At 72.3% G+C, this 24,070-nt stretch carries 24 protein-coding genes; 14 read left to right on the top strand and 10 right to left on the bottom strand.

All coding sequences use genetic code 11. The features are described from left to right. Positions 1-128: 128 nt before the first annotated feature. Both uvrB and ICC28_RS38515 read right to left on the bottom strand, forming a co-directional pair. Positions 129-2,273 (bottom strand): excinuclease ABC subunit UvrB, encoded by a 2,145-nt coding sequence (uvrB, locus tag ICC28_RS38520; RefSeq protein WP_188293521.1) that lies wholly within the window; start codon positions 2,271-2,273, stop codon positions 129-131. Positions 2,274-2,321: 48 nt separating this feature from the next. Next, on the bottom strand, positions 2,322-3,185 hold the full coding sequence (locus ICC28_RS38515) for an MHYT domain-containing protein (protein WP_188293520.1): 864 nt from the start codon (positions 3,183-3,185) through the stop codon (positions 2,322-2,324). 278 nt (positions 3,186-3,463) lie between these two features. On the opposite strand from ICC28_RS38515, the gene ICC28_RS38510 reads away from it, so the two are divergent. Continuing rightward, a complete protein-coding gene (locus tag ICC28_RS38510) occupies positions 3,464-4,339 on the top strand; it encodes a glycerophosphodiester phosphodiesterase (protein WP_188293519.1) in 876 nt (291 codons plus the stop codon). Between the two features lie 74 nt (positions 4,340-4,413). Beyond that, positions 4,414-4,968 (top strand): methylated-DNA--[protein]-cysteine S-methyltransferase, encoded by a 555-nt coding sequence (locus ICC28_RS38505; RefSeq protein ID WP_188293518.1) that lies wholly within the window; start codon positions 4,414-4,416, stop codon positions 4,966-4,968. Between the two features lie 61 nt (positions 4,969-5,029). Here ICC28_RS38505 and ICC28_RS38500 read toward each other — a convergent pair whose 3' ends face one another. After that, complete coding sequence (locus tag ICC28_RS38500) at positions 5,030-5,458, bottom strand: VOC family protein (protein WP_188293517.1); 429 nt, start codon at positions 5,456-5,458, stop codon at positions 5,030-5,032. Between the two features lie 110 nt (positions 5,459-5,568). On the opposite strand from ICC28_RS38500, the gene ICC28_RS38495 reads away from it, so the two are divergent. Beyond that, a complete protein-coding gene (locus ICC28_RS38495) occupies positions 5,569-6,477 on the top strand; it encodes a pseudouridine-5'-phosphate glycosidase (RefSeq protein ID WP_188293516.1) in 909 nt (302 codons plus the stop codon). After that, entirely contained in the window at positions 6,474-7,388 is a 915-nt protein-coding gene (locus ICC28_RS38490) for a carbohydrate kinase family protein (RefSeq protein WP_188293515.1), read from the top strand. The genes ICC28_RS38495 and ICC28_RS38490 overlap by 4 nt, the downstream gene beginning before the upstream one ends. 547 nt (positions 7,389-7,935) lie before the next feature. Here the strand turns inward: ICC28_RS38490 and ICC28_RS38485 are convergent. Next, positions 7,936-8,730 (bottom strand): methyltransferase, encoded by a 795-nt coding sequence (locus ICC28_RS38485; protein ID WP_188293514.1) that lies wholly within the window; start codon positions 8,728-8,730, stop codon positions 7,936-7,938. Positions 8,731-8,930: 200 nt separating this feature from the next. On the opposite strand from ICC28_RS38485, the gene ICC28_RS38480 reads away from it, so the two are divergent. Further along, a complete protein-coding gene (locus ICC28_RS38480) occupies positions 8,931-10,112 on the top strand; it encodes a magnesium and cobalt transport protein CorA (protein WP_411158644.1) in 1,182 nt (393 codons plus the stop codon). A gap of 12 nt (positions 10,113-10,124) precedes the next feature. Here ICC28_RS38480 and ICC28_RS38475 read toward each other — a convergent pair whose 3' ends face one another. Next, positions 10,125-10,553, bottom strand: coding sequence for a CBS domain-containing protein (locus ICC28_RS38475; protein WP_188293513.1), 429 nt, complete (start codon positions 10,551-10,553; stop codon positions 10,125-10,127). Positions 10,554-10,724: 171 nt separating this feature from the next. After that, complete coding sequence (locus ICC28_RS38470; RefSeq protein ID WP_188293546.1) at positions 10,725-11,366, bottom strand: uridine kinase; 642 nt, start codon at positions 11,364-11,366, stop codon at positions 10,725-10,727. Positions 11,367-11,475: 109 nt separating this feature from the next. Between ICC28_RS38470 and ICC28_RS38465 the strand changes: the two genes are divergently transcribed. The 3 genes from ICC28_RS38465 (at position 11,476) to ICC28_RS38455 (ending at position 14,604) form a co-directional block, all read left to right on the top strand. Next, positions 11,476-12,171, top strand: coding sequence for a DUF2293 domain-containing protein (locus tag ICC28_RS38465; RefSeq protein WP_188293512.1), 696 nt, complete (start codon positions 11,476-11,478; stop codon positions 12,169-12,171). Positions 12,172-12,468: 297 nt separating this feature from the next. Continuing rightward, the gene (locus tag ICC28_RS38460; RefSeq protein WP_188293511.1) at positions 12,469-12,948 is read left to right on the top strand and encodes a DUF1772 domain-containing protein; all 480 of its coding nucleotides are present in this window, start codon (positions 12,469-12,471) and stop codon (positions 12,946-12,948) included. Between the two features lie 168 nt (positions 12,949-13,116). Then, on the top strand, positions 13,117-14,604 hold the full coding sequence (locus tag ICC28_RS38455) for a glutamate synthase subunit beta (RefSeq protein WP_188293510.1): 1,488 nt from the start codon (positions 13,117-13,119) through the stop codon (positions 14,602-14,604). A 41-nt stretch (positions 14,605-14,645) separates the two neighbouring features. On the opposite strand, the gene ICC28_RS38450 is transcribed toward ICC28_RS38455, so the two are convergent. Beyond that, positions 14,646-15,146 carry a carboxymuconolactone decarboxylase family protein gene (locus ICC28_RS38450; protein WP_188293509.1) on the bottom strand — a complete coding sequence of 167 codons (501 nt, stop codon included), beginning with the start codon at positions 15,144-15,146 and terminating at the stop codon, positions 14,646-14,648. Positions 15,147-15,193: 47 nt separating this feature from the next. Here ICC28_RS38450 and ICC28_RS38445 point away from each other — a divergent pair, with 47 nt between their 5' ends. The 4 genes from ICC28_RS38445 (at position 15,194) to ICC28_RS38430 (ending at position 20,662) form a co-directional block, all read left to right on the top strand. Beyond that, entirely contained in the window at positions 15,194-16,621 is a 1,428-nt protein-coding gene (locus ICC28_RS38445) for a PLP-dependent aminotransferase family protein (RefSeq protein WP_188293508.1), read from the top strand. 220 nt (positions 16,622-16,841) lie between these two features. After that, positions 16,842-18,926, top strand: a complete 2,085-nt coding sequence (locus tag ICC28_RS38440) for a PEP/pyruvate-binding domain-containing protein (RefSeq protein WP_188293507.1) — start codon at positions 16,842-16,844, stop codon at positions 18,924-18,926. Continuing rightward, positions 18,923-19,849, top strand: a complete 927-nt coding sequence (locus tag ICC28_RS38435; protein WP_188293506.1) for a hypothetical protein — start codon at positions 18,923-18,925, stop codon at positions 19,847-19,849. The genes ICC28_RS38440 and ICC28_RS38435 overlap by 4 nt, the downstream gene beginning before the upstream one ends. Positions 19,850-19,957: 108 nt before the next feature. After that, the gene (locus tag ICC28_RS38430; RefSeq protein ID WP_188293505.1) at positions 19,958-20,662 is read left to right on the top strand and encodes a fused DSP-PTPase phosphatase/NAD kinase-like protein; all 705 of its coding nucleotides are present in this window, start codon (positions 19,958-19,960) and stop codon (positions 20,660-20,662) included. A 52-nt stretch (positions 20,663-20,714) separates the two neighbouring features. On the opposite strand, the gene ICC28_RS38425 is transcribed toward ICC28_RS38430, so the two are convergent. The 3 genes from ICC28_RS38425 to ICC28_RS38415 all read right to left on the bottom strand — a co-directional run bounded on the left by ICC28_RS38425 (position 20,715) and on the right by ICC28_RS38415 (position 22,759). Next, positions 20,715-21,521 (bottom strand): SAM-dependent methyltransferase, encoded by an 807-nt coding sequence (locus ICC28_RS38425; RefSeq protein ID WP_188293504.1) that lies wholly within the window; start codon positions 21,519-21,521, stop codon positions 20,715-20,717. Between the two features lie 122 nt (positions 21,522-21,643). Continuing rightward, complete coding sequence (locus tag ICC28_RS38420) at positions 21,644-21,898, bottom strand: DUF397 domain-containing protein (RefSeq protein ID WP_188293503.1); 255 nt, start codon at positions 21,896-21,898, stop codon at positions 21,644-21,646. Next, on the bottom strand, positions 21,899-22,759 hold the full coding sequence (locus ICC28_RS38415) for a helix-turn-helix transcriptional regulator (protein WP_188293502.1): 861 nt from the start codon (positions 22,757-22,759) through the stop codon (positions 21,899-21,901). It abuts the gene before it with no gap. Positions 22,760-23,084: 325 nt separating this feature from the next. On the opposite strand from ICC28_RS38415, the gene ICC28_RS38410 reads away from it, so the two are divergent. Then, on the top strand, positions 23,085-23,585 hold the full coding sequence (locus ICC28_RS38410; protein WP_223190671.1) for an ATP-binding protein: 501 nt from the start codon (positions 23,085-23,087) through the stop codon (positions 23,583-23,585). Then, complete coding sequence (locus ICC28_RS38405; RefSeq protein ID WP_188293500.1) at positions 23,582-24,004, top strand: hypothetical protein; 423 nt, start codon at positions 23,582-23,584, stop codon at positions 24,002-24,004. The genes ICC28_RS38410 and ICC28_RS38405 overlap by 4 nt, the downstream gene beginning before the upstream one ends. Positions 24,005-24,070 lie beyond the last annotated feature (66 nt).

Below are 24,070 nucleotides of genomic sequence, written 5' to 3'. Positions count from 1 at the left end.
CACCGACAGTGACGTACCCCGGTCCGCACTTTGTGTCGGTCTTGCAACACAGTATGTAGAACGCCGAGGTCACCACGGCCGTGCCGGACACCGGCCCCCGGGAGCGGGGACCGGCGCCACTGGCCCTGTCAGGCCAGTCCCGCCTCCTTCATCTGGCGCAGTTCCTTCTTCATCTCGGAGACCTCGTCGCGCAGCCGGGCCGCGATCTCGAACTGGAGGTCAGCGGCGGCGGCGCGCATGCGCGCGGTCATCTCCTCGATCTGCTCGGCGAGTTCGGCCGCGGGCCGGTCCGTCGGCACGGTCCCGCCGGACTTGCCCTTGGCCTTGGTCGCGCCCGCGGCCTTGGCCGCCTTGCCGCCGAGGGCGGGCACGGGGGCCTTGGCGCCCTTACCGTCCTTCGCCGTGCGATAGCCGGAGCCGAGCAACTGTTCGGTGTCGACGTCCTCGCGGGCGATCTGGGCGACGATGTCGTTGATCTTCTTGCGCAGCGGCTGGGGGTCGATGCCGTTCGCCTTGTTGTACGCGACCTGCTTCTCCCGGCGGCGGTTGGTCTCCTCGATGGCCTTCTCCATCGCCGGGGTGATCTTGTCGGCGTACATGTGGACCTGGCCGGAGACGTTGCGGGCGGCGCGGCCGATGGTCTGGATCAGGGAGGTCCCGGAGCGCAGGAAGCCCTCCTTGTCCGCGTCGAGGATGGCCACCAGGGAGACCTCGGGCAGGTCGAGTCCCTCGCGCAGGAGATTGATGCCGACCAGGACGTCGTACTCGCCCGCGCGTAGTTCGCGCAGCAGTTCGACGCGGCGCAGGGTGTCGACGTCGCTGTGCAGGTAGCGCACCTGGATGCCGAGTTCCAGGAAGTAGTCGGTGAGGTCCTCGGCCATCTTCTTGGTGAGCGTGGTGACGAGGACGCGCTCGTCCTTCTCGGTGCGCTTGCGGATCTCGTGCACCAGGTCGTCGATCTGGCCCTCGGTGGGCTTGACGACGACCTCGGGGTCGACCAGGCCGGTGGGGCGGATGATCTGCTCGACGGCGCCGTCGGAGCGCGAGAGCTCGTACTGGCCCGGAGTGGCCGACAGGTACACCGTCTGGCCGATGCGCTCCTGGAACTCCTCCCACTTCAGGGGGCGGTTGTCGAGGGCGGAGGGCAGCCGGAAGCCGTGGTCGACGAGCGTGCGCTTGCGGGAGGCGTCGCCCTCGTACATGGCGCCGATCTGCGGCACGGTGACGTGCGACTCGTCGATGACGAGCAGGAAGTCGTCCGGGAAGTAGTCGAGCAGGGTGTTGGGCGGGGAGCCGGGCAGGCGGCCGTCGAAGTGCATCGAGTAGTTCTCGACGCCGGAGCAGGTGCCGATCTGCCGGAGCATCTCGATGTCGTACGTGGTCCGCATGCGCAGGCGCTGGGCCTCCAGGAGCTTGCCCTGCTGCTCCAGCTCGGCCAGGCGCTCGCCCAGTTCCTTCTCGATGTCGTTGACGGCCCGCTCCATGCGCTCGGGTCCCGCGACGTAGTGGGAGGCCGGGAAGACGTACAGCTGCTGGTCGTCGCTGATGATCTCGCCGGTGACCGGGTGCAGCGTGGACAGCGCCTCGATCTCGTCGCCGAACATCTCGATGCGGACGGCCAGCTCCTCGTAGACCGGGAAGATCTCGATGGTGTCGCCGCGGACGCGGAAGGTGCCGCGGGTGAAGGCCATGTCGTTGCGCGTGTACTGGATGTCCACGAAGCGCCGCAGCAACTGGTCCCGGTCGATCTCCTCGCCGACCTTGAGGGGCACCATGCGGTCCACGTACTCCTGCGGTGTGCCGAGGCCGTAGATGCAGGAGACGGAGGCGACCACGACGACGTCACGGCGGGTGAGCAGCGAGTTGGTCGCGGAATGGCGCAGGCGCTCGACCTCCTCGTTGATGGAGGAGTCCTTCTCGATGTAGGTGTCCGACTGGGGGACGTACGCCTCGGGCTGGTAGTAGTCGTAGTACGAGACGAAGTACTCGACGGCGTTGTTCGGGAGGAGTTCCCGGAACTCGTTCGCCAGCTGGGCGGCCAGCGTCTTGTTCGGCGCCATCACGAGCGTGGGGCGCTGGAGCCGCTCGATCATCCACGCGGTGGTGGCGGACTTGCCGGTGCCGGTCGCGCCGAGCAGGACGACGTCCTTCTCACCGCCTTCGATGCGCCGGGCGAGCTCGGCGATGGCCTGCGGCTGGTCGCCGCTGGGCTGGTAGGGGCTGACGACCTCGAAGGGCGCCACCGTGCGTTCGATGCTGGAAACGGGCCGCATGGATCCACCGTACGGCCCCCCACTGACAATGCGGCCGACGCGGCCGGATCACCGGTTCTGCGGGGTGCGGGAGCCGTGGTGCTCGGGGCTGCGGGTGCGCAGCTGGGGGCGGCGGGCGGAGTGGGTCGCGGCGGTGTGGGCGGGGACGCCCGGCTTGTCGTCCACGGGGAGCCGCTCGGGGCGGCCCGCGACCATCAGCGGGTCGAACATCACGACGATGCTGGCGAGCAGCAGGAAGGCGAGCGGGCCGACCATCATCGGTGCGAGCAGGGCCGCGGGCGAGTCGCCCTCGGCGGGGACGCCCGTGCCGTGCAGGTGGACGCTGAGAGCCGCCATGCCGGTGTAGTGCATGCCGCTGACGGCGAGCCCCATGACGAGGCTCGCGCCCACGGTCCACAGGAAGCCCCTGACCTGCCCGGCGGCCCACAGGGCGGCGGTGGCCGCCACCATGGCTATGGCGACGGAGGCGGTGACGGTGACGGTGTTGTACTCCAGCCTGCCGTCGAGCCGCATGCCTGCCATGCCCAGGTAGTGCATGGAGGCGATGCCGAGGCCGGTGATGGTGCCGCCGGTGAACAGCGCCGCCCCTCTGGCGCCCCTGTAGCCGACGACGAAGATCCCGACGCCCACCATGACGATGGCGATGGCAAGGCTCGCGAAGGTCATCGGCTTGTCGTAGCGGATGGCGGTCTCCTCGACCGTGAACCCCATCATCGCGACGAAGTGCATGGTCCAGATGCCCGAGCCGATGGCCGCCGATCCGAGGGCGAGCCAGCCGGGGCGCCAGGGGCCGACGACGCCCCTCGCTCTGGCGGTGCAGCGCAGGCCCAGGGCACCACCGAGGCAGGCCATGAGGTAGGCCACCAGCGGTGTGACGAGGCCGTAGCTGAATCCGTCGACCGTGCCCTGCATGCGCGGCTGCCCTTCCGCCCTCTTGTGTCCGGGAATGTACTGAGATGCTCCCCCTCCCAGGACCGCCCGCGCGGTCAGGGCTGAGGCAGAGAGTATGACCCCCACCGGAATGGTCGAACGATTTTCCGGCAAAGAAACACGCCTCTGCCCCAGTTGTGCGGCACCAGTGAACGGACTTGGGCCACACCGTGCACTCCACGACCGCCCGGCCATCCCCTCCCGGCGGCACTCTGCTGCCACAGTTGTACTGTCCGTGACGCTCGACACGAGGAGTATGCATGCACGCGCGCGCTGTTGCCGCCATGGCCACCGCACTCCTGGGGACCGCCGCCTTCCTGCTGCCCACCTCCGACGCCGGGGCCGGCATCGCCGTCGAGCCTCCGACGGTCATCGCCCACCGGGGCGCCTCCGCCTACGCTCCCGAGAACACCCTGGCCGCCGTGGACAAGGCGGCGGAGCTCGGTGTCGACTGGATCGAGAACGACGTCCAGCGCACCAGGGACGGCGAACTGGTCGTCATCCACGACGACAATCTGAAGCGGACCACGGACGTCGAGGAGGTCTTCCCCGACCGGGCGCCCTGGAAGGTCAGGGACTTCACGGCGGCCGAGATCGCCCTTCTGGACGCGGGAAGCTGGTTCGGGCCCGCCTACGCGGGCGCGCGCGTGCCGACGCTGGAGCAGTACGTGGGCCGGGTCGAGCACCACCACCAGAAGCTGCTCCTGGAGATCAAGAACCCCGACCTCTACCCGGGCATCGAGCAGCAGACCCTGAAGGTGCTCGACAACGAGGGCTGGCTCGACCGGCAGCATGTGGCCGACCGGCTGATCGTGCAGAGCTTCAGCGCGGAGAGCCTGCGGACCGTCCACGACCTCGAACCGGGTGTCAAGACCGGGCTCCTCGGCACCCCGGACGTGTCGGACCTGCCCGGGTACGCCACCTTCGCCGACCAGATCAACCCCTCGTACGGCTCGCTCTCCACGAGCTACGTCGCCGCCGTGCACGCGTTCAGCGGACCGCACGGCAGGCCGCTGGAGGTCTTCACCTGGACCGTCAACGACGCGGACACCGCCCGGCTGGTCACCGGGTACGGCGTCGACGGCATCATCACCAACAAGCCCGACGTCGTACGGGACGCCGTGCACGGAGTGTGATCAGCGCCCGGGGCGCCCCAGCCTTCCTGCCGGCGCCCCGGGCGTTGTCAGTGGGCGGCCGTACGGTGGGGCGCATGGACAGCCACGGGCAGTACGAGCAGCAGGTCGTGTGGACCGTCGTCGGCACCGACATCGGTCCGCTGTTGCTGGCCGCGACCCACGAGGGTCTGGTCAACGTCGTGTTCCACGCCACCGACGCGGTGCGCGACAAGGCTCTGGAGCGGCTCGGGTCCCGGCTGGGCCGCGAGCCCGTCGAGGCACCCGGCTCGCCACTGCTCGCCGAGGCGATACGCCAGGTGAAGGCGTATTTCGCGGGCGAGCGGCACGACTTCGACCTGCCGCTGGACTGGTCGCTGATCTCGGGCTTCAACCGGCAGGTGCTGCGCGAGCTGGCGGCCGGTGTGCCGTACGGCTCGGTCGTCGGCTACGGCGACCTGGCCGGGCGGGTGGGCCAGCCCGGCGCCGCCCAGGCGGTCGGTACGGCGATGGGCGCCAATCCGCTGCCGGTCGTCGTGCCCTGCCACCGGGTCGTCGAGAGCGACGGCGGCATCGGCGGATTCGGCGGCGGTCTGGAGACCAAGCGGAAGCTGCTGGCCCTGGAGGGGGTCCTGCCCGAGCCGCTGTTCTGAGCACGGCGGCCGGCCGAACGGGGTGTCCACGCGCATGGACACCCGGCTCTCGTGGGCGTGCCTAGTCGTAGTGCCGGGCCTCGAAGACGTTGCCGTCGGGGTCGCGGAAGTAGAAGCTGCGCTTGGCCATGCCGCGGGCGCCGAAGGAGTCGAATCCGATGTCCGAGACGGGTACGGCGCTCTCCTCCAGGCGGGCGCGGAGCGCGTCGAAGTCGTCGCCCGGCAGCGCGATGCAGACGTGGTTGACCGGGTGTCCGGCGCTCTCCGCGGCGCCGGGGAGCATCTTCATGCGTTCGGCCATGGTCTGCGGCATGAGGTCGAGGATCGTCTCCTCGTTGAGCCGTACCGAGGGGAAGGGCACCTGGCCGGCGGCGAAGTCGGCGAGCCTGACGGGCTCCATGCCCAGCGTCTTCTCGTAGAACTCGGCCGAGCCGATCGGGTCGCGCACCCAGAGAACGACGTGGTCGAGACGTGCGGTGTGGTCGGTCATGCGTCCCAGGCTGGTGTCGTGCCCCACAGGCCGCAAGTGGTTTGACGGGCTGCCGCGCCCGCCAGGGATGGGAAGGAAGACCGACTGATCGACTGACAGGAGGCAGGCGCGTGGCGCTGGTGGTGTCGGAAGAGGTACGGGCGGCGATCGACGCGCGTCGGCCCGTGGTTGCCCTGGAGTCCACGATCATCGCGCACGGGCTGCCGCGCCCGCGCAATCTCCAGGTGGCGCTGGAGCTGGAGGACGTCGTACGCGGTGAGGGCGCCGTGCCGGCGACGATCGCCGTGCTGGACGGTGTGCCTCATGTCGGCCTGGACAAGGAGCAGTTGGAACGGATCGCGAACGAGGACGGGATCCGCAAGCTGGGGCACCGGGATCTGCCCCTCGCGGTGGCCTCGGGGGCGAGCGGGGCGACCACGGTGTCGGCGACGGCCCTGTTGGCGGCCCTGGCGGGCGTCCGGGTGTTCGCGACGGGCGGGCTCGGCGGGGTGCACCGGGAGTGGACGGTGACCCAGGACGAGTCGGCCGACCTCGGTCTGCTGGCCCGCACGCGGATCACGGTGGTGTGTGCGGGGGTGAAGTCGATCCTGGACGTGCCGGCGACGCTGCAGCGGCTGGAGACGCTGGGGGTCGCGGTGGCCGGATACGGCACCGACCGCTTCCCCGGCTTCTACCTGTCCGACTCGGGGCATCCGGTGGAGTGGACGCTGGAGTCGCCGGAGCAGGTGGCGCAGGTGATGCGGGCCCAGGACGAGCTGGCCGGGCCGGAGTCGGCGCTGATCGTCGCCAATCCGGTGCCGGAGGCCGAGCAGTTGGATCCGGAGCTGCACGCGCGTGTGCTCGCCGACGCGCTGCGCACGTGCGAGGCGGAGGGCGTCACCGGCCAGGCGGTCACGCCGTTCCTGCTGGACTACCTGGTGCGACACACCGACGGGGCCTCTCTGGAAGCCAATCTGGCGGCCGTGCGCGGCAATGTACGGCTGGCGGGGCGCATCGCCGCGGCGTGGGCCGGGGCATGAGAGGGAGTCCGGGCGGGGCGTTGCTCGTCGTCGGTGATGTCATCACCGACGTAGTGGCCCGGCACCGTGGGCCGCTCGCCTCGGGTACGGACACGGCAGCGGTGATCCGGACGGTGCCGGGTGGCGCGGGCGCCAATGTGGCCTGCTGGGCCGCGCACTGGGGTGGCGCGGAGGTGCGCCTGCTCGGGCGGGTCGGCGCGGACGCGGCGGTCTGGCACGAGCGGGAGCTGGCCGCGCGCGGGGTCCGGGCCCGTCTCGTCGTCGATTCCGACGCGCCGACGGGGACGGTGATCTGCCTGGTCGACACGGGTGCCACCGCCGAGCGGACGTTCCTCACCGACAGTGGCGCCTCGCTGCTGCTGGACCCCGCCGACTGGTCGGACGAGCTGCTCGACGGTGTCGCCCGGCTGCATCTGTCGGGCTATCTGCTGTTCTCCGAGCCGAGCCGGGCGTTCCTGGCCGTGGCCATGAAGTCGGCACGCGCGCGCGGCGTTCCGGTGAGTCTGGATCCGGCCTCGGCCGGGTTCCTCGCGGAGCTGGGTGCCGACCGCGCCCTGGCCCTCGTCGAGGGGGTCGACGTGCTGCTGCCCAGTCGGGACGAGGCCTGCCTGCTCACGGGGTTGCCCGATGCGGCGGACGCGGCGGCCGCGCTGAGCCGCCGCGTCCCTCTGGTCGTCGCCAAACTGGGGGCAGACGGTGCCCTGGTGGCCCGCGGCGGCGCGGTGCACGCCCACGTGCCGTCCGCTCCGGCAACCCCGACGGACACCACGGGGGCGGGCGACGCGTTCACGGGCGCGTTCCTCGCGTCCCTGCTCCAGGGCGCCGACCCCGAGCAGGCGGCGGGGGAAGGCTGCCGGGCGGGAGCCCTGGCAGTGGAACGGGTGGGCGGCAGACCGCCGTCGGCGGACTGACCGACACGAACCGGCTCCGCCGCGACCGGGGGCGGCCCCACCCGGCCAGGGCCGGTGCGGGCTCGCCTCACCGGAAACCGACGCGGGCCCCTCCCGGCCGGAAACCGGCGTAGACCGCCCCGCCGGAGACGCATACGGACCCGCCCTGCCAGGGACCTGTGCGAGCCCGCCTCACCGGAAACCAGCGAGGACCCCTCCCGGCCGGAAACCGGCGGGGACCCTCCCGGCCGGAAAGCCAGTGGACTCACCCCGCCACACACCGGACTCACCCGCCGGAAACCGGCGTAGACCGCCCCGCCGGGGTACCGGCGTGGAGCCGCCCCGCCGGGGTACCGGCGGACTCGCTCCGCCGGGGTACGGCTGACTCGCTCCGCCGGGGTATCGGCGGCCCCACTCCCCCGCAGACCGGGCCGCTCGTTGGAGGCCGGTGCGGGTCCGCCCTGTCGGTGACCGGGGTGGGACAGTGCGGACGGGCAGCGGTGCGAGGTCGGGCCGTGGGGACGGTGCGGCCGCGGTGACGGTATGTTCCGCGCCTTGTCGGCCGTGTCTACGGCTTGCGGCCCCATGCTGAGATCATCGGGGCCGTGGCCAGGTCCATCCCGCCCGCGGCCACGTTCGCGAGGTGGCGGTCGATGTCCTGGTCCGTGGCGAGGCCCGCGGTGACGAGTCGGTCGCGGACCTGGCGGATCGTGGCGGACTCCAACGCGGCGCAGGCGGGCGAGGCAACCGGGAAGTACCCGTCGGCCTCCACCCGGTCGAGGCCGGCCGACCGGAGCAGGCGCGGAAGTCTGCGTCCGTAGGAGAGGTCGGCGCCACGGTCGGCGAGCAGCTTGCGAAGGCCCTGCCGCAGCCCGTTCGCCAACTGCTGTTCGGGGCCGTACTCGTCGGGACAGGTCAGGGGCTGGAGGGCGGGATCGGCGTCCTCCACCAGGAGTCGGCCGCCGGGCCGCAGGGCGCTGATCATGGACCGCAACGCCCTCTCCCGGTCCGGGACATGAACGAGGACGAGCCGGGCGTGCACCAGGTCGAAGCCGTCCCCCGGCGGCTCCTCGGCCCCCACGTCATGGACGCGCACCTCGACCGGCGGCCGGGCGGCCGCGGCCATCTGCGAGGTGTCGATGTCCGTCGCGACCACCCGTCCCGTCGGACCGACCTTCTTGGCCAGCCAGGACACCACGGAGGTGCCACCGGCGCCGACCTCCCAGCAACGCCAGCCGGGTCCGACGCCGAGCGCTTCGAGGTGCCGGAAGGTCGTGGGGTCGAAGAGGGCGGCGAAGGCGGCGAACCGTTCACCCGCTTCGCTCTGTCGGTTGTCGAGGAGATACCCGTCGGATCGCGTCATGCCGTGATCATCCCAGTTATCCCTCTTGTCCCAAACCGGAACACGGACGGGACGGCTCGACGGCTTCGTCCACAGCCGGGAACAAAGCGGAACGTCCTGTTCCCACAGCCTTCCCCGGCCCTCGACGCGAACTGGCAAACTGACGCGACGAGCGCGGGAACACGGCGCGAGGAGATCCACGCAAGGAGATCCACATACCCATGGCGGGGAACATCGCGGGGAACACGGCGGGGAACACGGCGGGGAACATGGCAGGCAATGTGGCAGGCAATCTGCGGAAGGTCACGGGCCTCGGAAAGGTCGGCGGCCTGCGCAAGGTGGCACGGCTGGCCCGGCGACGCCCCCGCGTCGACCTGAGCCACCCGGCCCGCTCCCCGCTGGGCTCCTCCGTGGTGAACTGCGTGATGTACCGCGAGGGCGTCCGGGTGCCCGCGACCGGCGACCTGGCCGACACCATGGAACGGGTGCGCAAGCGCGGCGACGGTTTCGTCTGGCTCGGCCTGCACGAGCCGACGAACGAGGAGTTCGCGGGCATCGCCGAACTCTTCGACCTGCATCCACTGGCCGTCGAGGACGCCATCGAGGCTCATCAGCGCCCGAAGCTGGAGCGCTACGACGAGACGCTGTTCGCCGTGTTCAAGACGGTTCACTATGTCGAGCACGAGGAGCTCACCGCGACCAGCGAGGTCGTGAACACGGGCGAGATCATGGTGTTCGTCGGCCAGGACTTCGTGATCACCGTCCGGCACGGCAGGCACGGCTCGCTCGGCCCCCTGCGCGAGGAACTGGAGTCGGAACCCGAGCAGCTCGCCAAGGGGCCGGCGGCGGTGCTGCACGCGCTCGCGGACCATGTGGTCGACGACTACCTGAGCGTCACCGACGCCGTGCAGGCGGACATCGACCAGGTGGAGACGGACGTGTTCGCGGAAAGCGGGGCGCGCGTCGACCCAGGGCGCATCTACCAGCTCAAGCGCGAACTCCTGGAACTGAAACGGGCGGCGGCACCGCTGGCCCGCCCGCTGACGGAGTTGGCCACCCGGCCGATCCGGGTGGTCGACCCGGAGATACAGGCCTACTTCCGTGACGTCGCCGACCACCTGCTGCGGGCCACCGAGCAGATCGCCGCGTTCGACGAACTGATCAACTCGATCCTTCAGGCGCACCTGGCCCAGGTGACGGTCGCCCAGAACGAGGACATGCGGAGGATCACAGCCTGGGCCGCCCTGATCGCCGTACCGACAATGGTCTGCGGTGTGTACGGCATGAACTTCGATCACATGCCCGAGCTGCAAGGGAAGTTCGGCTACCCGCTCGTCATAGGCGTGATAGCGGTCGCGTGTCTGACGCTGTACCGGGGCTTCCGGCGCAACGGCTGGCTGTGACGGGGGCGCGGGTCAGCGCGAGGGGGGACCGGCGTAGACGCTCTCGGCCCAGCCGGCGATCTGGTTCTCCGTCAGATGCTGGGCCAGGTCCGCTTCGCTGATCATGCCGACCAGCCGCTTGTTCTCGATGACGGGGAGCCGGCGGATCTGGTGCTCCTGCATCTCCCGGAGCACGTCGCTGACGTCGGCGTCCGCCTCGATCCAGCGCGGTGTGCCCTGGGCCATCTCGCCGGCGGTGACCTTGGCCGGGTCGTGCCCCATGGCCACGCAGCCGACGACGATGTCGCGGTCGGTCAGGATGCCGCAGAGCCGTTCGTTCTGGTCACTGATGGGCAGGGCGCCGACGCCCAGGTCGCGCATCAGCTGGGCGGCGCGGTCCAGGGTCTCGTGGGCGGGGATCCACTGGGCGCCCCGGTGCATGATCTCTCCGGCGGTGGTCATGGAATACCTCCTGGTACCGGGCGGCCGGCACGGCGCAGGGTGCGCCGCTGGTCCCGGCGCCCTTCATTCTCGCCGCGCCCGTCAGGGACCGCACCTCAGCCCGCGAAGCCCCCGGGCGGCCGGGGCCCGGGCCCCGGGCCCCGGCCGCCGCCCCCGGCCAACAGCGCAGGGTCAGCCGTTCCAGGCCGGATGGCGTGGATCGTCGGCGCGGATCAGGACGTCGGCGGTGGCGGCCGGGTCGGTCTCGTCCTCGTAGCGCTCGAAGGCGGGGAGGGTCCAGTGGTCGGTCTCCGGGGTGCGGCGGCGCAGGGCGCCCGGGGAGAGGAGGACGTGGACGGTCAGGTCGAAGGGGAACCAGTGTCGCAGCAGGAGAGGACCATGGAGCAACAGCACTCCGCCGGGCGGGAGTTGAACATAGGGGCTACGCGTGGCACGGTCGCTCTCGGGGTCCCACAGGTCGGGCAGGACGCGGCCGTCACCACCGGGTTCGAGGGGCCCGAAGACCTCCCGCCACAGGGCGCCGGTGTCGAACCAGCCGTCGTAGTAGGCCTCCACGTCCCGGTGGCCGTACTCCAGCCGGAGGGAGGCGGGGCGCAGAAAGCCCTCCGTGCCGACGACGAGCGAAGGGCGGCCACGGGTGCGCAGCGCCTCGTGGACGCGTTGGGCGAGGTCGCCCGCGCGGGCCGCCGGCGCACCGTCGAAGGCGATGCGCGGCCAGGGACCGCCGTCGGCGGGCTTCAGGTCGAGCAGCCGTTCGGCCAGGTTCTCGCCGAGCCGGTCCCAGGTGATCGCTTCGAGTCGCACAGGGCCCATCATGCGCCACGCGGCGCTTTCGCCGGGTGGGGCGGAACGACATCCCCACCCGCCGACCCGCCCCGGCACGACACGTGGGCCCCGCACCCACGAGGGGAAAGACCCTCATATGGCGTCCCCCTCAACGACCCCGCCCCGTACCGGACTTCTCGTCTTCCAGCCCGTCCGGCGGCGGCACTGCGCGGAGTGCCGACGCGGACCGTTGCCGTTGCTCGTGCTGGAGGACGGGGCGCCGCGCTGTCTCGACTGTGCCGATCTCGGGCATCTGGTCTTCCTGGCGCGCGGGGACACCGCGCTGACGCGGCGGTCGCGGGAGGAGAGCGCGCTGTCGGCGGTGGTGGTCCGGTTCAACCGGCGCAAGGGGCGCTACGAGCGGCAGGGCGTCCTCGTCGAGGAGGCGGGGCTCGTCCGGGCCGAGGAGCGCTGTCTCGCGGACGCCGAGGCGAGAAGCCGTCGCCGGTCGCGGGACGCGCGGCGGCGGGCGGCGGAGGACACGCGGTTCGCGGAGGCGTTCGCCGCGGAGATTCGGCGGCTGTTCCCGGGGTGCCCCGAGGAGCGGGCCCGGGCGATCGCCGCGCACGCCTCGGTTCGGGGCAGCGGACGGGTGGGCCGGAGTGCCGCGGGGCGGGCGCTGTCCGAGGGCGCGGTGATCTCGGCGGTCGTGGCATCCGTACGGCATGTGGACACGCCGTACGACCAGTTGCTGATGAGCGGGGTGCCGCGGCACGAGGCGCGGCGGCGGATCGCGGCGCTCGTGGAGACGGTGATCGGGGGATGGCGGTCGGCGGAGCCGGCCCCCGACTGACAGCGCAACGCCGCCACGCGACCTGCGCCTACCGGGCCCCACCCACGCCAGGCGACCTGCGCCTACCGGGCCCCACCCACGCCAGGCGACCCGCGCCTACCGGGCCCCACCCACGCTACACAACCCACGCCTCCCGAGCCCCACCCACACCACCCCGCCCCGCCGGCCCCACCCCCTGGACGCTCACACATGCCCCCGCGCGATTCGACCATGGGCACCGTCCGTCCGCGGGATTTCACTTGTGGTGACGACAGGCGCCGGGCAAGATCTCGGCGGGACGCGGGAGTTGACGTTGACATGATCGATGGGCCGTACTTCGTACTGACCGTGCTGGGTGTGCTGGGGACCGCCCTGGTGGCCGGGGTGTTCTACGGCTTCTCGACCTTCGTGATGAAGGGGCTCGCCACGCTGCCGCCCGCGCAGGGCGTCGCGGCGATGCAGGCGATCAACGTGGCCGCGGTGACGCCCGCCTTCATGTTCCTGTTCGTCGGCTCGGCGGTGCTGTGCGCCGTGCTCGCCGTGGTGACGTTCGTGCTGTGGCCGGAGGAGGGGACGGTGGAGTTGCTGCTGGGCAGCGCGCTGTACCTGTTCGGTTCGTTCGGGGTGACCATGGTGGCCAACGTGCCCCGCAACGACGCGCTGGCGAGGCTGGAGCCGGGCACCCCGGCGGCGGCCTCGTACTGGACCGCGTACGTGCGCGAGTGGACGGCCTGGAACCACATTCGCACGGTCGCCTCGGCCGCCGCCGCGCTCTCGTACGCCCTGGCCCTCACCTGACGAGGGCGAGCGTCGCCGGGGACGCACGGTCGGACCTCTGCGCAAGAGACCGATGAGACGTATCGTGGCCGGAAGGGTCCGGAGGGTCCGAAAAGGGCCGGAAGGGTCCGGAAGAGTGCCGCCCGATGACGCACGGCCCCGTCGCACGCGCACGCAAGGGAGACGGCCGTGGCCGATCCCAAGGGATTCATGACCACGCCTCGCGAGGACTGGCCCCGCCGGCCCGTCGAGGAGCGGGTCCGGGACTGGGACGAGGTGTACGTCCCCGGGGCGCTGCTGCCCGTCATCAGCAAGCAGGCCGACCGCTGCATGGACTGCGGCATCCCGTTCTGCCACGAGGCCTGTCCCCTCGGGAACCTGATCCCCGAGTGGAACGACCTGGTGTCGAGGGAGGACTGGCGGGCGGCGGCGGACCGGCTGCACGCCACCAACAACTTCCCCGAGTTCACCGGCCGGTTGTGTCCGGCGCCCTGCGAGGCGGGCTGTGTGCTCGCGATCAACCAGCCCGCCGTCACGATCAAGAACGTCGAGTGCGCGATCGCCGACCGGGCCTGGGCGCAGGGCTTCGCGCCACCACGCCCGCCGGACCGGCTGTCTGGCCGTACCGTGGCGGTGATCGGGTCGGGGCCCACCGGCCTCGCCGCGGCGCAGCAGTTGACGCGGGCCGGGCACACGGTCGCCGTGTACGAGAAGGACGACCGGATCGGCGGGCTGATGCGGTACGGCATCCCCGCGTTCAAGATGGAGAAGCACCACCTGGAGCGGCGCATCGAGCAGATGCGGGCCGAGGGCACCAAGTTCCGTACGTCCACGGCGGTCGGGCGGGACGTCGGGGCGGCCGAACTGCGTACGCGCCACGACGCCGTGGTGATCGCCACCGGAGCGACCGCGTGGCGCGAACTGGACGTTCCGGGGCGCGAGTTGGCCGGTATCCACCAGGCGATGGAGTATCTGCCGCTGGCCAACCGGGTGTGCGAGGGCGATCTGGAGACGTCACCGCTGTCCGCCGCCGGCAAGCACGTCGTCATCGTGGGCGGCGGCGACACCGGCGCCGACTGTCTGGGCACCGCGGTCCGCGAGGGCGCCGCGTCCGTGACCCAGCTGGACATCTACGGGCGGCCCGGCGACGAGCGCGACGAGGACGCCGAACCCTGGCCGACGTACCCCAAGATCTACCGGCTGTCGGCGGCGCACGAGGAGGCGCGGGACCTGCGGACGGCACCGGCGGCGGACGCGGACGCGCGCCTGTTCGCGGCGTCCACGCTCCGCTTCACCGGGGACGCGAACGGGCGGGTGCGGGCCCTGCACCTGACGGAGGTCGACGCGGCGCGGCGCCCGCTGCCGGGCACCGGACGAGCGATCCCGGCCGACCTGGTGCTGCTCGCCCTGGGCTTCTCCGGACCCGACCGCGAGGACGGGCTCATCGACGGGTTCGGGCTGGCGCTGGAACCGCGCGGCACCATCGCGCGGGACTCCGGCTTCGCCACGAACGTCCCCGGCGTGTTCGCCGCGGGGGACGCCGCCCGGGGCCAGTCGCTGATCGTGTGGGCCATCGCCGAGGGCCGTGCGGTGGCGGCGGCCGTCGACCGCCACCTGACGGGAAGCTCGCAGCTCCCGGCGCCGATATCGCCGTACGACCGCCCGATGACGGTGTAGGACGGCGGGGCCGGCCCGGACGAGGGCCCCTCGAAGCCGACTCAGCCCCGCTCGTCCGTCCCCGCCACCTTCCCCGTCGACAGCGCCAGGCGGTTCCACGTGTTGATCGTGAGGATCAGGGCCAGGACGTGGGCCAGCTCCTCCTCGTCGAAGTGGGCCGCGGCCTCGGCGTACACGCCGTCCGGGACGCCGGCGTCGGACACCAGGGTGACCGCCTCGGTCAGGGCGAGGGCGGCCTGTTCGCGCGCGGTGAAGAAGTGCCGGGCCTCGCGCCAGACGGCGACCATGTGCAGCCGGTCCTCGCTCTCGCCGGCCTTGCGGGCGTCGTTGGTGTGCATGTGCAGGCAGTACGCGCAGTTGTTGAGGAGCGAGGCCCGGATCTGGACGAGCTCCACCAGTGTCGGGTCCAGCCCCTCACGGGCCGCGGCGTCGAAGCCGATGACGGCCCGGTAGACCTTCGGGGCGGTCGTGGCGAAGTTGAGCCGGGCCGTCCGCGCGTCCGTCGTCGTGATCGCGTTCGCCGTCATCGTGTTCGTCGTCATGCCCCTCAATCTATGGGTCCGAAAGACCGGCTGTAGGGTGCATTTCCATGCCTGAATCGTGGGTCAATTCCGCGGAGCGGATCGGCGCCGACCTGCATGTGAAGCTGTCCGGGCCGGGCGGGCGCCGGGCCGCGCTGGCCCGTGCCCTGCGCGAGGCCGTGCGCGACGGGCGACTCGCCCCGGGCACCCGGCTGCCGCCGTACCGTTCGCTCGCCGCCGATCTCGGCGTCAGCCGCAACACGGTGGCCGACGCGTACGCGGAACTCGTCGCCGAGGGCTGGCTGACCGCCCGTCAGGGCTCGGGCACCCGGGTCGCGGAACGGGCGTCCCCGCAACCGGCGCGACACGCCGGGCAACCGCCCGTAACGGCCCCTCCACGCGCGCGTGGCCCGCGGCACGATCTGCGGCAGGGCACCCCGGACGTGTCGGCGTTCCCGCGCGCGGACTGGCTCGCCTCCTACCGGCGGGCCGTGCAGCAGGCGCCCAACGAGGTGTTCGGTCCCGGCGACCCGGCCGGCCGGGTCGAGCTGCGGCAGGCGCTGACGGAGTACCTCGCACGCGCGCGGGGCGTCCGCGTCGAGCCGGACCGGATCGTCGTCTGCTCCGGTTTCGCCCACGCCCTGCGCCTGCTCTTCTCCGGCGGCGTGCTGCGCGGCCCGCTGGCGGTGGAGGCGTACGGGCTGCCCTTCCACCGGGAGCTGCTCGCCGACGCGGGCGTGCGGACCGTACCGCTCCCCCTCGACGAGGACGGGGCGCTGGTCGACCGGCTGGGGCGTGAGCGGGCCGTGCTGCTCACGCCCGCGCACCAGTTCCCGACGGGCGGCCCGCTGCACGCCACCCGCCGGGCGGCCGTGGTCGAGTGGGCACGCGCGCGGGGCGGGGTGATCGTCGAGGACGACTACGACGCCGAGTTCCGCTACGACCGCAAGCCCGTCGGCGCCTTCCAGGCCCTCGACCCCGAGCGGGTGATCCACATCGGCTCGGTCAGCAAGAGCCTGTCCCCGGCGGTGCGGCTGGGCTGGATGGTCCTGCCCGAGCGGTACGTCGAGGGCGTACTCGCCGCCAAGGGCGAGCGGGAGGCCTGGGCGAGCGTCCTCGACCAGCTGTGCCTGGCCGACTTCATGGCCCGGGGCTCCTACGACCGTCATGTGCGGCGCATGCGGCAGCGCTACCGCGGCCGCCGGGACCGGCTCGTCGCGGCGCTCGCCGCGCAGGCGCCGCACATCGAGGTCACCGGCATCGCGGCCGGGCTGCATGCGGTGCTGCGGCTGCCACCGGGGACCGAGGAGGCCGCCGTCGCACGGGCCGGACGGCAGGGGGTGGCCCTGGAAGGCCTGGCCGGATTCCGGCATCCGGACCATCCGATGCCGGCCACGCCCGCCCCCGACGGTCTCGTCGTCGGATACGCGACCCCCGCGGAACACGCCTACGCGGCGGCCCTGAGCGCACTGTGCGCCGTACTGCCGCGGGCGTAGTTCTTGGCCATTCTCCGCCTGCCGCCCGAAAAGTCGCTTACGGGCTACATGAATCGGCACTGCGGTGGGATCATCGGAACAGGAGGCGTGCCGTCGTCGTGTCCGGGGTCGGCCTCGGCCGCGGGCAGGCGCCAGTTCGCCCCATCCTTCGTTCCGCCGTCAGGCGCAGGGCCACCCCAGCGCGTCCCCCCTGTTGGCGGCCGGTCCTGGAGGGTGCTTGATGACGACGCTCGACGAACGTCACGGAGAAGGCGCGTACAAAGGGGAAGGATCCCGGGGCGAGACGGCCCTGGGCCTGGTGGCGGAGTACGCCCCCGCCGCGGTCCCGCTGGAGCAGCCCCTGGCCGCGGTTCCCGGAACCGCAGGTTCCAAGGCGGCGAACCTCGCCCGCGCGGCCGGTGCCGGTCTGCCGGTGCTTCCCGGATTCGTGATCCCGTACAAGGGGAAGGGCGACCCCGACGCCCTGCGCCGCGCCTGGCAGGAGGTGTCCGGCGGCGGCGCCCGCCCGCTGGTCGTGCGGTCCTCGTCGCCGCAGGAGGACACCGAGGAGTCCTCGCTGGCCGGGCAGTTCGCCTCCGTGCTCGACGTGCGCGGCTGGGCCGACTTCCACGCGGCCGTACGGACCGTGATCGAATCGGCCCGCCGATCCGACGGGTCCACGGCGCCGATGGCCGTGCTGGTGCAGCCGATGCTGCGGGCGACGGTCGGCGGCGTGATGTTCGGCGCCGACCCCGTGGAGGGGCGCGCCGACCGGATGCTGGTGAGCGCGGTGCGCGGCGGGCCGGACAGCCTGGTCAGCGGCGAGCAGGCCGGCACCAACTACTGGCTGAGCGGGCGGGGGCGCGTCCTGCGCACCGAGCCCGAGGAGACGGGCGCCCTGCTCGGCCGGGGTGAGCTGCGTCGGCTCGCCCGGCTCGCGCGGCGGGCGCGGCAGGTCTTCGGCGGGCCGCAGGACATCGAGTTCGGCTTCGACGCGGACGGGCGGCTGTGGCTGTTCCAGAGCCGCCCGATCACGGCGATGGCAGGGCGGCCGCCGCGTGGGGCGCGGCTGCTGGGTCCCGGCCCGGTCGCGGAGACGCTGCCGGACCAGCTCCAGCCGCTGGAGGAGGACCTGTGGGTGACGCCGATGGCCCGGGGTCTGGCCGCCGCGCTGGACATCGGCGGCACCGCGCCGCGCCGGCTGCTGCGGTCGGCGCCCGTGGTCACGACCGTGGGCGGACGCGCCGCCGGTGACCTGCGCCTGCTGGGCGCAGTCCCGCCGAAGCACCCCTGGCTGTCGCTGCTCAACCCGGCACCGGGGGCGCGGCGGCTCGCGGCCGCCTGGCGGGTGGGCAGGCTCACGGCCGCGCTGCCCGGACTGGCGACGGACCTGGTGGCGGACGTGGACCGCCACCTGGCCGAGGTCCCGGCACCCGCCGGACTCCCGGCCGCCGCCCTGGCCGACGAACTGCGCTGGACTCGGTCGGTCCTGGTGTCCCTGCACGCCCAGGAGGCCCTCGCGGGTGCGCTGCTGCGCGATCGGGGCAGCGGCAGCGCGGCCGGCAGCACCGCCGCGGGCACGGCCCTGGCCGCCCTGGCGGCGGCACGCGCGCGGGGCGCCCCCGACGAGCGCGTGATCGCCGACCGTCCGGTGGTCCTGGCCCTCACGGCGCCGACCCTGCGGGGGCGTGTGCGGCTGCCGTCCACGGCACCCGCCGGCCGGGACGGCACACCGGCCTCCCCCTCCTCCCTGCCGCCCCGGGAAGCCCTCCGGCTGCGCGTCCGCTGGATCCAGGAACTCCAGGTACGGCTCGTCCGGGACGCCGGCCGACGGCTCGGCCTGCCCGCGGACCGCATCGGCCTGCTGCGCTGGCGGGAACTGGTGAACGCACTCGACGGCGAGGCGCTCCCCGCGGACCTCGACGTACGGATGCCGCCCGCGGCCTCGCCGCCGCTGCCGGACGCGTTCCGGCTGGCGGAGGGCGGAGCCGTCGTCGCCGAGCGGACCGGCCGCCGGGGCGACAGGGTGCAGGGCGTCTCCGGCGGGCGCGCGGTCGGGACGGCCTGGGACGGTACGGGATCGAGGCCCGAGGACGCGGTGCTCGTCGTCCGCACGCTGGACCCGGCGCTCGCCCCGCTGCTGCCCGGACTGACCGGGTTGGTCGCGCAGACCGGCAGCCCGCTGTCCCACCTCGCGGTGCTGGCGCGGGAGTTCGGGCTCCCCGCGGTGGTCGGGGCCGAGGACGCCGTAGGGCGGTTCCCGGTCGGCGCCCGCCTCACCGTGGACGGCACGGCCGGTGACGTACGGCTGGGAGCCGAGCCATGAGGAAGATCGCGTACCTCTTCGCGGGCCTGGCGGCCGCGGGCGCCGGCACATACCTGGTCGTCTACCTGTACCGGTGGCAGTGGCAGCGGGCGATGATCTGCGGGGTGCTGCTGCTGATCGTCGAGGTGCTGCTGTTCGGGCTGGTGCTGCTGGGGCGGCTGACACGCATCGAGGAGCGGCTGCGCGACTCCGACCGGCGCCAGCGCGAGCTGGCCGCGCGCCAGGAGGACGCGTTGGCCCGGCTGCGCTCCGCGCCCGAGCCGGAGCTCGGCGGGAGCGGACGGTTCCGCTGGCTGGAGGAGCCCGCGGAACGGACGTACGTCTTCGTGCCGGTGCTCATGGTCGCCGGAGTGGCGCTGTCCGGGCTCGCCTGGCTGGTCCAGCGGATCGCGTCGAAGACGGCCACACCGGCGGAACGGCGGCTGGCCGGGCGGCTGGCCGTCCTCACCGCGCCCGATCCGGCGGCACCCGCCGACCTGGAGGACCTGCCGCCGATCGGCGCCCGCCCCTCCCGGGGCCGCACGGCACGGACCGCCGTGGTCGGCGTCGTCGGCGCCGCCCTGCTCGCCGCGCTGGTCGTGGGGCTCGCCGAGCTCACCCAGACCCGGCACGAGGAGGCGGACGAGAGCGCGGCGACCTCGCTGGTCCTCCAGGTCGATCTGCGCGGCGCGGACATGACGGACGCGCGGCGGTCGCTGGCCGCGCAGCAGGTCTGGGAGCGCTGCCGGGACTCCACGTCCGTACCGCTGAACCACGCCACCCTCGGCGACCTGGGGGACGGCCTGTACGCCGGGGTGGTGCGGCCCGCCCTCACCGAGCACGACCGGATGCGGCTGCGCGGCTGCCTGGAGGACGCGACCCTGGAACGCGCGCACCTGACAGTGGTCGGCATCGGCGACACGGACACCGACGACGACGATTGAGCATGACAATTGAGAAATAGGGCACAAAAAGGACGTAAGACTTAGACGATCATCAACCCGGGGTACTCTGCAAAAGCGCCCACCGTCCCCTAGTCCCCCGGGTCGCTCATGGCTGTTCTCACCGCAACACTGCCCTCCCCTGCTCTGCGGAAGCGTCCGCTCCCCAGACGCGCCCTGCGGATCGCCGTCACCGTCCTCGCCGGCTACCTCCTTCTGTGGGCCGTCGGCGCCGGCGGCATCCTGGGCCTGTCGTTCTGGGCCAAGGCGGAGACCCCGGCGCCCGCCGGAACCCGCACCGTCCAGGGCGTCCACAACTTCCAGCCCGTCGACGCCGGCCAGAAGCTGTGGCGCGGCGCCGCCCCCTCCCCCGCCGGGTACCGCTCGCTGGCGGGCATGGGCTTCACCACCGTCGTCGACCTGCGGGCCGAGGACCTGAGCGCCCACCAGCTCGCCGGACCCACCGAGGCCGGTCTCGACGTCGTGCGCCTGCCCATCCGCGACGGCCAGACGCCGACGCCGCACCAGGTGCAGCAGCTGTTCGACGTGGTCAGGAACGCGTCAGGACCGGTGTTCGTGCACTGCGGCGCGGGCGTCGGCCGTACGGGCACGATGGCCGCCGCCTATCTCGTGCAGACCGGTGAGGAGTCCTCCGCGCAGGCGGTCCGGCGCAACCTCTCGGTCGGACCGCCGTCGATCGAGCAGATCTACTACGGCCTGAACCTCAGCCCCAGCAAGGCCGAGCAGCCGCCGCTCCCGGTGGTCGTGATCAGTCGGCTGGTGGACGCCCCGCGGCGCATCGCCTCCTATTTCTGACCCGGAGGTCCGTTCTACGACCCGGCGGTCCGTTCTCCGACCCGGAGGTCCGTCAGGGCTTGCGCCCCACTGCCGCGTATCCGGGGATGACCCCGTCGTCCTGACCGGGCACGGGGTCGCCCAGCTCGGGATGCCAGTGGTGGGGCGCCTCGATGCCGGGCTCGACCAGTTCGAGCCCCTCGAAGAAGCGGGCGAACTCCTCGCGGGAGCGCAGGGCCAGGGTGACCCCGGAGGCCCGTAGCTTCTCCGTGGCGATCCGCGACTCCTCGGGAGTGAAGTCCGCGGTCGCGTGAGTCGCCGTCAGAAAGCTGCCGGAGGGCAGCGCCGACAGCAGCCGGCCCACCAGTTCGTGCGCACCGTCCTCGTCGGGCACGAAGTGCAGCAGCGCGACGAGGGAGAGCGCCACGGGCCGGCCGAAGTCGAGCACCCTGCCCGCGACGTCCAGGATGGTCTCGGGGTCGCGCAGGTCGGCCCGCAGGTACTCGGTGGCCCCGGCGTCCGTGCCGCGCAGCAGGGTGACCGCATGGGCGAGCAGCACGACCGGATCGTTGTCGCAGTACACGACGCGCGCCCCGGGCACGATCTCCTGGGCCACCTGGTGCAGGTTGGGATCGGTCGGAATGCCGGTGCCGATGTCCAGGAACTGGTCCACGCCCTGGTGGGCCAGCCAGCGGGTGCTGCGGTGCATGAAGGCGCGGTTGACCCGCGCCATCACCGGGATGCGCGGGTCGAGGTCGAGCAGTTGCTGGGCCATGGCCCGGTCAGCGGGGTAGTTGTCCTTGCCTCCGAGGTACCAGTCGTACATGCGCGCGGAATGGGGCTTGGTCGTGTCGATCTCGGCTCGGGGCTGTCCGGTCATTCGGACTCCATGAGTGTGTGCCGTGATTAGTCATCAACTCAGCGCTGTACAAGCTGTACAAGGAGAACACAGGGGGGCGCGGGGTGACACGGGGCGAACGCAGGGGGAACGGCAAACAAGGCTCACGAGAGCAGGAAGTCGGCCGCCCCCGCCTTGGCCCCCTCGATGAAGGCCGTCATCTCGTCGGTGGTGTAGATCAGCGCCGGCCCGTCCGGGTCCGTCGACTGACGGACGGCGATCCGGCCGTCGGCCAGCTTCATCGCCTCCAGGCAGTTCCCGCCGTTGCCGCCGCTCCACGGCTTGTGCCAGCCCTCGCTGCCCAGTTCCCGCGCGGGCATGCCGTTGTAGACGGGTATGCGCGGCTTGATGCGATCCATTCACAGCTCCTTGCGGAGATCCCGGAGGATCTCCTTCGTGCGATGTGCCGTAGCGGCCTGCGCCGCCATGCGGTCCATGACCTCCAGGTGGGTGGCCACCTCGGGGCGCGCGTCGAGGTAGACGGCGCCGGTCAGGTACTCGCTGTAGACCATGTCCGGCAGTTCCGGCATGGCAAATCGGAACAGCACGAAGGGCCCGTACGTACCGGGGTGCGGCCCGCTCTCGAACGGGGCGACCTGCAACGTCACATTGGGCAGCTTCGTGGCTTCGAGCAGTCGGTCGATCTGGGCACGCATCACCTCCGGGCCGCCGACCTGGCGGCGCAGCACGGTCTCGTCCATGACGACCCACATTCGGGGGGCGTCCGCACGGGTGAGCAGTTCCTGGCGCTGCATGCGCAGCGCCACATGGCGCTCGATGTCCTCGGGCTTGGTCTGGCCGATGGCCCCCGAGCGCAGCACTCCGCGCGCGTAGTCCTCGGTCTGCAGCAGGCCGGGCACGAAGTGGGGCTCGTAGGACCGGATGAGGCTGGCGGCGCCCTCCAGGCTGACGTACATGGAGAACCAGCCCGGCAGGATGTCGTGGAACCGCTGCCACCAGCCCGGCCGGTTGGCCTCCTCGGCCAGCTGGACGAACAGATCGGCCTCCTCGTCGCCGACGCCGTAGGCCTTCAGCAGCAGCTGGAGGTACGGGATCTTCAGCGCGACCTCGGCCATCTCCATACGGCGGACGGTGGCGGGGGCGACCCGGAGGATACGGGCGGCCTCCTCGCGCTTGAGCCCGGCGCGTTCCCGCAGGTCCAGCAGGCGCCGGCCGAGGACGACCTGGCCGACCGTCGGCGCGGACCGCGGCTCGCTCACGCTCCCACCTCCACAAGGAATCCTGACAGCCCGGCGGCGCCATTCGAAGACCCATTCGAAGATCCGGGCAGACCTCCGACGATCCCAAAGTGGCGCCGCTCAACACGCTGTTGCGAGCAGTGTGCCACGGCTGCTCACCGCGTCACACAGCACTCTGCAATTTTCAGAGTGACACTTGCCAAGTGTTCACGGCGGGGCGATAGTGGCAAGCGTGATTCCGTCCGCGCCCTTAGGAACAGACGCCGCCGAAGGCCTGCTCGGCCTCGGTGCGGCCCCGGGAGTAGGCCCGCAGCGGGCTGCTGCCGAGCGCCGGTTCCGCTTCGAGCTGGCCGCACATCCGGGCTCTCCCGCGCAGGCCAGACGTCTGACGAGGGGCCGGCTGAGCGGTTGGGCCGTCTGCGAGGACACGTGCGACACGGCGGCCCTGGTGGTCTCCGAACTCGTCACCAACGCCATCGTGCACACCGCGAGCAGGCACATCGTCTGCGAGCTGCACGACGGCGAGGACCTGGTGCGAATAGCCGTGCGTGACCAGGGCTGCACACCGAGCGAACCCCATCCCGCCGCCCAGCGCCCCGACGAGGAGCACGGGCGGGGACTGTTCCTCGTCGACGCCCTCTGTCACGCCTGGGGAGCCCATGAGCACGGCCCGGGCCTGCTGGTCTGGGCGGAACTGCCCCGCAAGGCGGACACCCCCCGCGAGGACGCCTCCGGCCCGCGCAACGACCTGGGCTGGGGAGCCCGCCCGAAGCCCGGCCCGGCCGACGGTTCGGACGGGGACGACGAGGCGGAGGCCCGGACCCTCGCCCCGCGGGGTTCCGAGTGAGCACCGGCCAGGTCCTGAGCCTGGACACCCTGGTCCGCCTGCAGCGCGAGGCCTGCACGCCGGGGACACCGAGAGCGAGGCGGCTGCCGGTCCCGGACGGCATGACGGCCCCCCTCGGCTGCGACGCGGTCGCGGTCCCCGCCCGCTTCGGCCCGCTGGTACTGCCGCGGCTCCCGCGCGTGGGATGCGTCTACGCCGATGACGCGCACTGGTGGTGGATCGTTCCGGCGGACTCCGACTACGCGCTGGAGTGGCCGGCGCCCGTGCGGTACGCGACGGGGGCGGTCGTCCACGACACCCCGCGGCTGATCCACCGCCCGGACGACACGGTGCCGTACACGCCACCCATCCCGCTGTATCTGACCCTGTGCCGACTGCTGGGCACCACGCCTTCCTGGTCGCGGTCCGTCAGCGCGTAAGCACCCCACCGAGCGGCGCAGCGGTCGGCACCGAGGGGCGCAGTGATCGGCTGCGGGCCGGTGGGG

This window comes from Streptomyces sp. TRM68416 (assembly GCF_014596915.1).
Lineage (GTDB): Bacteria > Actinomycetota > Actinomycetes > Streptomycetales > Streptomycetaceae > Streptomyces.
The sequence above is the reverse complement of the archived record's forward strand: the minus strand, read 5'-3'. Positions and strand labels throughout refer to the sequence as shown.